Raw genomic sequence first — 9,959 nt, 5'->3', positions numbered from 1 at the left:
TTAATACTTTTTAACAGTCACTTCCCTTTCTTAAAAAGCTTGCTTAAATCATTCTGGCTCAAGCGGACGATGGCGACCTGGCCGCTGGCATCCCGGTAAGGGTCGCTGGCCGTCTGCAAACGGAGCAGCAGATCGGCGGCTTCAGCGCCGGTTAAATTGACCCGGCGGGAAACATTGCTTTCCGCCGCCTTAGCCGCCACCAGCTTCAAGAGACTTTTTCCATCGTTTTCCCGGCTGGACAAGAGCTGGTCCAAGAGCTCCCTGACCTGCACGGTGACTTCCCCTTTCAGCCAGGTTGGGTAAGAGTGCATCAAGAGGGTGTTCTGGCCAAAGTCTTCCATCTCCAGGCCCAGCTGGCGCAAAAGGGGCAGCTGGTCTTTTAATTTCTGGTAGTCATAGACGCTGAAGTCAAAGACCAAAGGCTCAAGCAAGCCTTGCTGGTAGTTCTCGTCTTTTTCCAGGCTGGCTAAAATCTGGTCGTACTCCAGCCGTCTTCTGGCCGCCACCTGGTCAAGCAGGTAAAGGTCGCCCCCGTGTTCAGCCAGGAGATATCCCCCCATCTGGCCCAAAAGGCGCAGGGCCGGCAGGTGTTGCCTTAGCAGCTGGTCAGCCTTTGACGTGACCGGGCTAGCGGCTTCCTCTCCGCCCGCAAAAGGCGGCAGGGCCGTCTGTTCCTTGACATGCTGGCCCCAGCTCTTGGTTAAGACATATTGGTCATCTTCTCTGACCTGGTTTAAGTCCACGTATTCCGGAGCAGAAGTTTTTTCTTCTTTCTCTTCTTGTTTATTTTCTTTCTTCTCTGCTGTTTCTTTTGTTTCTTTTGACTCTGTTTCTTTTTTATTAGTTATATCTGTTTTGCCTTCCGGCTCAGCCACCTGGGAGACTTCCAGCTGGAAGTCATCTGGCCGGCGGGTGTCTACCACGTTTGGTTTTAAGTTGAATTCCAATTGGTCCAACTGGGTCTTGTCTTTAAAAGGAGTCAGCTGAAAAAGCGGGCTGGCCTCGTCCTCATCCATTAAAGCCTCAGTCACGGCACTGGTGATCAAGCGGCTGAGCTCTTTTTCCTTGGACAGGCGGACTTCTTCCTTAGTCGGGTGGACGTTGACGTCGACTAAGAGGGGATCAGCCTCAATCGCCAAGACCGCGATCGGGTACTTGCCTCCCAATTTGTTGCCGTAGCCGTCCAAAAGGGCACTGGAGAGCTGGTAGTTCTTGATGTAGCGGCCATTGAGCAAAATCGAGATAAAGTTGCGGGATGACCGGGTCAAGTTTGCTTCTGACACCAGGCCATAGAGGGTAAAGTCCGGGTCCTCATTTTCCACAGTCAGCATTTTTTCGGCGACTTTGCGGCCATAAATATTGGCCACGTCCTGCTTTAAGTTGCCGTTACCGGGCGTTCTGAGCAAGACTTTCCCGTCGCTGGCCAAAGTCAGGCTGATTTCCGGGTGGCCCAGAGCAATCCGGTTGACAATATCCACAATCTTCAAGAGTTCAGTCTTCGGGCTCTTCAGATACTTCAGCCGGGCCGGAGTATTGTAAAAAATATCCCCGACCGTGATCTTGGTTCCCTTAGCGCTGCCGGCATCTTCCTGGAACTTTTTCACCCCGCCGGCAAAAGCTGCCCGGGTGGCCGTCTGCCCGTCAGTTGAAGTCAAAATTTCCACATGGGCTACGGCTGCGATGGAAGCTAGGGCTTCCCCTCTAAAGCCCAAGGTCGCAATATTGAACAAGTCATGCTCATCTTGAATCTTGCTGGTCGCGTGCCGCATAAAAGCCAGGTCAACCTGGTCCGGGGCAATCCCGCTGCCATTGTCTTGGACAGAAATCTGCTTTAAGCCCGAATGCTGGACTTCAACCCTGATCCGGCTGGCCTGGGCATCGATCGCGTTTTCGACCAGTTCCTTGACCACGCTGGCCGGCCGCTCAATAACTTCCCCGGCCGCGATCTGGTTGGTCAGATTTTCTGAAAGTTCATGAATTTTCGCCATTATTCTTCCTTCAAGGCCTGCTGCCAGTCAGCTACCAGCTGCATGACTTCCAGCGGCGTCTTTTCATTCAAGTTGACCTGGCTGATCTCGTCTAACAGTTCCTCCTGCTCCGCCTTGAGCGGGTTCTCTTCCACTACTTCCACCGGACTGAAGAGGTCCAGCTGCTGGCGGCTTGGGTTGATCTCCCGGGCCCCTTCTGCTTCCAGGCGCTTGAGCATGCTGGAGGCTTCTCTTAAAACGGCCCGCGGTAGGCCAGCCAATTTGGCCACGTGGATCCCGTAAGACTGGTCGGCTGGTCCTGGCAAAATCTTGTGCAGGAAGATCAGCTGGCCGTTTTCTTCCGTTGCTCCGACGTGGATGTTCTTTAAGTGCGGCAAGGTTTCGTCCAGTTCAGTCAGTTCATGGTAGTGGGTGGCAAAAAGGGTCTTGGCGCCAACCTTGTCATGCAGGTACTTGATAATCGCCCCGGCCAAGGCCATCCCGTCGTAAGTGGCCGTCCCCCGGCCGATTTCGTCAAACAGGACCAAAGACCGGCTGGAAGCGTGCTGGAGGGCCTCATTGGCCTCGCTCATTTCCACCATGAAGGTGGACTTGCCGGAGTAGAGGTCGTCAGCGGCCCCGATCCGGGTGAAGACCTGGTCAAAAACTGGCAGCTTGGCGCTGTCTGCCGGGACGAAGGAGCCGATCTGGGCCATGATGGCGATTAAGGCCAGCTGCCTCATGTAGGTGCTCTTACCAGACATGTTTGGCCCCGTGATGAGGTAGATGCTGGTGTCTTCATCCATGACCAGGTCGTTAGGGATATAGGAGCCAGCTGGTAAAACTGCCTCAACAACCGGGTGGCGGCCGTTCTTAACGGCGATTTCGTTTTTGCTGGAAAAACTTGGCCGGCAGTAATTTTTCTCTTCAGCATCCTGGGCAAAGGCCACGAAGACGTCCAGGGCCGCCAATTGCCGGCCCAGTTCCTGCAAGGCCGGGATATGGGCCTTGACAGCCTCTCTCAGCTGGCTGAAGAGCTCGTATTCCAGGTCAGTTGACCGGCTCTCAGCTTCCAGGATCAAGTTTTCGTGTTCCTTTAATTCCGGGGTAATGTAGCGCTCAGCATTGGTCAGGGTCTGCTTTCTGGTGTAGCGGTCCTGGGGCACTTTAGCGACATTCCCCTTGCTGACTTGGATGAAGTAGCCAAAGACCCGGTTGTAGCCGATCTTCAGATTGTCGATCCCGGTTCTCTGCCGCTCTTCCATTTCCATCTGGGCTAGCCACTTTTTCCCGCCATTCATGGCTTCTCTGTACTTGTCCAGGTCCTCGCTGACCCCGGCCCGGATAATGCCGCCGTCTTTAGCCGAAATCGGCGGCTGGTCAACTAAGCAGTTAGTGATGCTCTCAGCAAGTTCACTTTGCGGGTCGATCCCCTGCCCGTATTTTTCCAGGTCTGGATTGCCCGATTCGGCCAGGGCCTGGATGATCGGCTTGGTCGCCTCCAGGCTTTTCGCCAGTTGCAAGAGCTCACGGGGGTTGACATTGCCAAAAGCCACCCGGCCGCTCAACCGTTCCAGGTCATAGACTCCCTTCAAGGAGTCAACGATATTTTCCCTGGTAAAGTAGTCGTCCAACAGGGCTTGCACCATCTGCTGGCGCTGCTTAATCCGGTCTAAAGACAAGAGCGGCCGGCTCAGCCACTGCTTTAAAAGCCGGCCCCCCATAGCCGTGGTGGTCTTGTCCAAAACCCAGAATAAAGAGCCCTGCTTCCTGCCAGTCGTGGCTGACTGGGTCAGTTCCAGATTCCGCTGGACAGTGTTGGCCATCTGTAAATACTGGCCGATTTCAAAGCTTTCCGCCACTTGCAGGTGAGCCAGGCTCCGCTTCTGCGTGGCCAAAAGGTAAACGACCAGCTGGCGGACGGCGGCTTTTTCCATAGAGTCAGTCAGTTTCTGCTGGACATAGGAAATTTCCGCGTGCTCGCCTTCCAGTTCTGCCGGTTCAGACACGGTGATGTTGGCCTTTTGCAGTCTGTCCCGGTCGCTGGCGCTAAGCTTGCCAGCAAGAACGACTTCCCGGGTTCTCAAAGACAGGAGCTCGTTGACCACCTCGGCGTAGTGCTTGACGTGGGTGGCAAAAATCTCTCCGGTCGACAGGTCGCTGTAAGCCAGGCCATAGCCGCCGGCCTTTTCAACCACGCTGGTCAGGTAGTTGCTTTCCTGGCTGTCGTCTGGCCCCTGCGCCATCTTGGTGCCGGGAGTAACCAGCTGGATGATCCCCCGCTTGACCATCCCCTTGGCCTTCTTCGGGTCTTCCAATTGCTCGCAGATGGCCACCTTGTAGCCTTTTTCCACTAAAGTGTTGACATAAGAATCAACCGCCATGTGGGGCACCCCGGCCATGGGAATCGGGTTTTCCGACTTATTTGACCGGTGAGTCAGGGTCAACTCTAAAATCTGTGATCCCTTGATGGCATCGTCTTCATAGAGTTCGTAAAAATCTCCCACCCGGTAGAAGAGAAAGGCATCCGGGTACTGGTCTTTAATCTGGTAATATTGCTCCATCATTGGAGTCGTGGCTTTTCTTGGCATAAAAACTCCCTCGCTTATCGTATGCTTTCAATTATACAGCATTTCGCCGGCCTGCTTGCCTTGTCTGCATGCAAAAAGAGCCCAGCCAAAGCTGGACCCTTCTTACAGTAATTCTTGTGTGTGTTAAATTTCAGTATTTTACATCATGCCTGGTTGAGCTGGAGCAGCCTCCGGCTTGTCTTCCGGAATTTCTGCCACAACTGCTTCAGTGGTCAGCAAGAGGCCGGCGATTGAAGCGGCATTTTGCAGGGCTGACCGGGTCACCTTGGTTGGGTCGATGATCCCTTCGTCAATCATGTTGACATACTTGTCTTCAGAAGCGTTGTAGCCGACTTCCGGGTCAACCTTGCGCAGGTGGTCAACAACGACTGAGCCTTCTTGGCCGGCGTTTTCAGCGATTTGGCGAACTGGGGCAGTCAAGGCGCGGGCCACGATGTTGATCCCGGTTTGTTCGTCAGCAGTGTCACCCTTGGTTGCCTTAACAGCTTCTTCAACGTTAACCAAAGCAGTACCACCACCAGCTACGTAGCCTTCGTCAACAGCGGCACGGGTAGCGTTCAAGGCGTCTTCTACCCGGTAGCGGCGTTCCTTGAGTTCAGTTTCAGTAGCAGCACCGACGTGGATTACGGCTACGCCGCCAGTCAGCTTTGCCAGACGTTCTTGCAGCTTCTTCTTGTCGAAGTCAGAAGAAGTGTCTTCGATTTGCTTTCTGATGGTGTCAACCCGTTCTTGGATGGCTTCCTTAGCGCCAGAGCCGTCAACGATAGTAGTTGAGTCCTTGGTGATAGTTACCCGGCGGGCTTGACCCAATTGGCTGAGCTGGGTGTCCTTGAGTTCCAGGCCCAGGTCTTCAGAAATTACCGTACCGCCAGTCAAAGCAGCGATGTCAGCCAGTTGTTCCTTGCGGCGGTCACCAAAGCCAGGAGCCTTAACAGCAACAACGTTGAAGGTACCGCGGATCTTGTTCAAAACAAGAGTTGGCAAAGCTTCGCCAGTCACGTCATCAGCGATGATCAGGAGTGAGCGGCCTTGTTGCACGATTTCCTGCAACATTGGCAAGATGTCCTGGATGTTGGAAATCTTCTTGTCAGTGATCAAGATGTATGGGTTTTCCAAGTCAGCTTCCATCTTGTCGTTGTCCGTTACCATGTATTGGGACAGGTAGCCGCGGTCGAATTGCATCCCTTCAACCACGCTCAGTTCAGTTTCGATCCCGCGGGAGTCTTCAATGGTGATAACACCGTCATTGCCGACCTTTTCCATGGCTTCAGCGATCAAGTCGCCGATTTCCTTTGAAGCACTTGAGATTGAAGCAACTTGGGCAATTTGGTCCCGGCTGGAAACTTCGTGGCTGTTCTTGTGCAATTGGTCAACGGCTGCTTGGGTGGCCTTTTCAATCCCGCGGCGAATGCCAACTGGGTTAGCCCCGGCAACCACGTTCTTCATCCCTTCTTGCACGATGGCTTGGGTCAAAACAGTGGCCGTGGTCGTACCGTCACCAGCGATGTCGTTGGTCTTTGACGCAGCTTCAGCAACCAGCTTGGCCCCTATGTTTTCGTAGTGGTCTTCCAGTTCAATTGCCTTGGCGATGGTCACGCCGTCGTTGGTAATCGTTGGGGCGCCGTAGCTTTGTTCCAAAACAACGTTTCTGCCCTTAGGCCCCAAGGTCGTCTTGACCGTGTTGGCCAGCTTGTTAACCCCGTTTAAAAGTGAACGTCTTGCGTCTTCTGAAAACTTGATGTCTTTTGCCATTTTTTAATTCACACTCCTTAAATTACTTAACGATTGCCAAAATGTCTTTTTCATGAAGGACTAAGTATTCCTTGCCTTCGTACTTGACCTTGGTACCAGAATACTTATCGTATAAAACTTCATCGCCCTCTTGGACGGTCATAGGAAGCTTGCTGCCATCTTCCGCGTACAGGCCGCCGCCTACGGCAACAACCTTGCCTTGGATTGGCTTTTCCTTAGCGTTGGAAGCAAGTACGATGCCACCAACGGTTTGTTCTTCAGCTTCTTTAACTTCAACGATCACGCGATCTCCAATTGGTTGTAACACGTTATTCCCTCCTGAAATTAATTGTCTTTAGAAATTCTTTAGCACTCATCTTAATCAAGTGCTAACTTACAACTATGATAATAATCCCTTTTTTCAAAAAAGGCAAGAGAAAAATAGCACTTTTTAGTCGAGAGTGCTAAAAAGTGCTGTTTTCCTTATTTATTCGTGTTGTTCATGGCCTTTTTCCGCTCTTCCAGCTGCTTCTTGATCATTTCGTCAGAGTCAAGGAAGTAGATCAAGGTCTGCAATTCGGTAGCCAGGTCGACGTTTTGAATCCGGACCCCGTTTGGGGCGGACAGGCGGATCGGGGTAAAGTTCATGATCCCCTTGATCCCGGCTTCGATCATTTCATCAGCCGTCTTCTGGGCCGTCGCCTGGGGAACGGTCAAGATAGCGATCCGGATCTGCTGGTCAGCGATCTGCTGCTTCATTTCATCCATTGAGTAAACCGGGACCCCCTGGGTGATCTTGCCGGTGATTTCCGGGTTGATGTCGAAGGCGCAGGAAATTCTGATATTGTTGCTGCGCTTGAAGTTGTAGTTCAAAAGGGCATGACCCAGGTTGCCGACCCCGACCAGGGCAACATTGGTCAAAGTGTCCTGGTTGAGGATCTTCTTAAAGAAGCTGAGCAGGTTCTTGACGTCGTAGCCGTAGCCCCGCTTGCCCAGGGCACCGAAGTAAGAAAAGTCCCGGCGGATTGAAGCGCTGTCGACTTGAACGGCTTCCGCCAGTTCAGTTGAAGAAACCTTGTCTTTGCCTTCATCATTCAAAAGCAGCAAGTAGCGGTAATATAGCGGCAATCTTTTGGCAGTAGCCTTGGGAATTCTAAATTTGTTGTTCATAAAAAGATGCCTCCAGTTTTTATTTTGTGAATGTGAATCTCTAATCAATCTTCTACTATGATACCCATTTTTACCAGTCCTTGGCAAGTCGTATTTTCACAATATTTGCCGTAAAATCCTTTTTATTGAACTTTTTCACAAATTGATTAAGAGATCAGCGCTTCCGGCATTTTCTTTAAAGAAAAAGGAAAAATAAAAGGAGGGAAAAAGAAGCGGAAAAGAAAGGGAAAATCAGCCTGGCTGGCGGCAGGCAAGCCTTTTGCATGGTACAATGTTTCAAGGTGAAAAAATATGATAATAGCACAAGGACACAATTTGGAGCAACGCTTCGGGGCTGCTCCTATATTCAGCAAGGTAAACTTTTCAATTGAGAACAATGCCCGGATCGGCCTGGTCGGGCCAAATGGGGCCGGGAAAACGACCCTTTTAAAGATCATGACCGGCCGCCAGGAAGCCAGCCAGGGGGAATTTACCGTCAACAAGGGGATCGAGCTTGGCTACATCGCCCAGGAGCACGACTTTGACGAAGAGAAGTCGATCTGGGAAGAGATGCTGACGGTCTTCCAGCCCTTGATCGACCAGGGCCAGCAGCTGGAGAAGCTGCAGTACGCCATCGCCGACCATCCGGAAGACGAAGAGCTTCTGCGCCGCCTGGACCAGGCCCAGTATAATTTTGAACAAGCCGGCGGCTATACCTACCAGGCCGAAATCAAGAGCATGCTCAACGGCTTCAACTTCCCGGAAGCGACCTGGAACAAGCAGATTGCCAGCCTGTCCGGCGGGGAAAAGACCCGGCTCAGTTTCGTCAAGCTCCTTTTAAAGAAGCCCCCGCTCCTGCTTTTGGACGAACCGACCAACTACCTGGACCTGGATACTTTGGACTGGCTGGAAGCCTTCCTTAAGAACTACCCTGGCGCCATCCTGACGGTTTCCCACGACCAGTACTTCTTAGACCACCTGGCTACGCAGATTTTTGAACTCCAGCATGGGGAACTGACTGTCTTTAAGGGCAACTACAGCCAGTACCTGGCGCAAAGAGAACTGCGCGACCAGCAGCAAGAAGCCGCTTATGAAAAGCAGCAGGAAGAGATCAAGCGAGAAGAAGAGTTCATCCAAAAGAACATCGTCCGCGCTTCCACCACCAAGCAGGCCCAAAGCCGGCGCAAGGCCCTGGAGAAAATGGAACTGGTCGACCCGCCAAAGCACAAGTCAAAAGTCCGGATCAAGTTTGACAGCGCCCGGCCGTCAGGCAAGGAAGTCTTGATCTTGAAGGACCTGGCCGTTGGCTATCCAGACAAGACCATGCTTAAGGACATCTCCTTCCAGATCAATAAGGGTGACCGGGTGGCCATCATTGGCCAAAACGGGATCGGCAAGTCCACCCTTTTAAAGACCGTCATGAAGCAGCTGCCGGTTAAGAGCGGGGCCATCAAGTACGGGGCCAGCCTGGACATCGGCTACTATGACCAGGAACTGCAGGGATTAGACTATTCTAAGACCGTGATCGATACCATCTGGGACCGGCACAAGGACATGAACGAAAAGGACATCCGGTCCATCCTAGCCAGCTTTTTGTTCACGGCCAAGGACATTGACAAGCAGGTCAGCCAGCTGTCCGGGGGGCAAAGAGCCCGCTTGACCCTGACCGTCTTGTCCATGGAACACAACAACTTCCTTTTGATGGACGAACCGACCAACCACTTGGACCTAGACGCCAAGGAAGTTTTGGAAAAAGCTTTGGCCGATTACGACGGCACCCTCCTCTTCGTTTCCCACGACCGCTACTTCATCAACAAACTGGCCAACAAGATCGTCGTCGCTAAAGACGGACAGGCCAAAATCTATGAAGGCAACTACACTTACTACTTGAACGAAAAGGCCAAGGAAGAAGCCGCTGAAAATATGGCTGCTAGTCAAGAAGCAAATAGTGATCTTGCTCCTGCCAAAAATGTCAGCGAAAGCAAGCTGTCTTACCAAGAGCAGAAAAAGCGCGATTCCGAAAAGCGGAAGCTGCAAAGACAGGTTGAGCAAGCAGAAAAAGACATTGCCAAGCTAGAACAGCAAGAAGCTGACCTCCAAGAGCAAATGGCTGATCCAGCCATTGCCGCTGACTTCAGCAAGTTAGGGCCGCTGCAAGAAGAGCTCACAGCGGTGCAGGAAAAGATTGCCCAATTAAGCCAAGACTGGGAAGACTACTCCTTGGCCCTGGAAGAATTTGAATAAGCAAAAAAATGACTGAATCAAAGATTCAGTCATTTTTCTTTTGGTAATTTTTGTTGGCTCTTTGTCAAATCTTACTGATGCTTGTCAAGAAATCTTACATATGTTTGATGAAGGCACTAAACAGAACACGTCTGTTTAGTGCTTTTTTTGAAGCAAATGATGTTCTGCTCTAGTCTGATCCTTTTCAAAAGGTGAGTGAAATTAGAATAGCCATAGGCTGTACGTTCAATTTGGTGGTGCCCATTAAGGTCGCCGATTGTAAAATTAAACTGAACAC

At 51.8% G+C, this 9,959-nt stretch carries 6 protein-coding genes and 1 pseudogene; 1 reads left to right on the top strand and 6 read right to left on the bottom strand.

Annotated elements, in window-relative coordinates; all coding sequences use genetic code 11:
- Positions 1 to 17: 17 nt before the first annotated feature.
- The 5 genes from mutL to HMPREF3168_RS04345 all read right to left on the bottom strand — a co-directional run bounded on the left by mutL (position 18) and on the right by HMPREF3168_RS04345 (position 7,459).
- A complete protein-coding gene (mutL, locus tag HMPREF3168_RS04365) occupies positions 18 to 1,988 on the bottom strand; it encodes a DNA mismatch repair endonuclease MutL (protein WP_070488638.1) in 1,971 nt (656 codons plus the stop codon).
- Complete coding sequence (gene mutS, locus HMPREF3168_RS04360; RefSeq protein ID WP_070488636.1) at positions 1,988 to 4,558, bottom strand: DNA mismatch repair protein MutS; 2,571 nt, start codon at positions 4,556 to 4,558, stop codon at positions 1,988 to 1,990. The genes mutL and mutS overlap by 1 nt, the downstream gene beginning before the upstream one ends.
- A gap of 138 nt (positions 4,559 to 4,696) precedes the next feature.
- Positions 4,697 to 6,310: a chaperonin GroEL gene (gene groL / locus HMPREF3168_RS04355; RefSeq protein WP_070488634.1), complete on the bottom strand. Its 1,614-nt coding sequence runs from the start codon at positions 6,308 to 6,310 to the stop codon at positions 4,697 to 4,699.
- A gap of 22 nt (positions 6,311 to 6,332) precedes the next feature.
- On the bottom strand, positions 6,333 to 6,617 hold the full coding sequence (groES, locus tag HMPREF3168_RS04350) for a co-chaperone GroES (protein WP_003611028.1): 285 nt from the start codon (positions 6,615 to 6,617) through the stop codon (positions 6,333 to 6,335).
- Between the two features lie 155 nt (positions 6,618 to 6,772).
- Positions 6,773 to 7,459 (bottom strand): redox-sensing transcriptional repressor Rex, encoded by a 687-nt coding sequence (locus tag HMPREF3168_RS04345; RefSeq protein ID WP_002876556.1) that lies wholly within the window; start codon positions 7,457 to 7,459, stop codon positions 6,773 to 6,775.
- Positions 7,460 to 7,750: 291 nt separating this feature from the next.
- On the opposite strand from HMPREF3168_RS04345, the gene HMPREF3168_RS04340 reads away from it, so the two are divergent.
- Positions 7,751 to 9,682: an ABC-F family ATP-binding cassette domain-containing protein gene (locus HMPREF3168_RS04340; RefSeq protein WP_070488632.1), complete on the top strand. Its 1,932-nt coding sequence runs from the start codon at positions 7,751 to 7,753 to the stop codon at positions 9,680 to 9,682.
- Positions 9,683 to 9,776: 94 nt separating this feature from the next.
- Here the strand turns inward: HMPREF3168_RS04340 and HMPREF3168_RS10125 are convergent.
- Positions 9,777 to 9,959: pseudogene (locus tag HMPREF3168_RS10125) on the bottom strand (hypothetical protein); the annotation flags it as partial.

This window comes from Lactobacillus sp. HMSC08B12 (assembly GCF_001808415.1).
GTDB classification, from domain to species: domain Bacteria; phylum Bacillota; class Bacilli; order Lactobacillales; family Lactobacillaceae; genus Lactobacillus; species Lactobacillus delbrueckii.
This window is presented reverse-complemented; position numbering and strand designations above follow the sequence as displayed.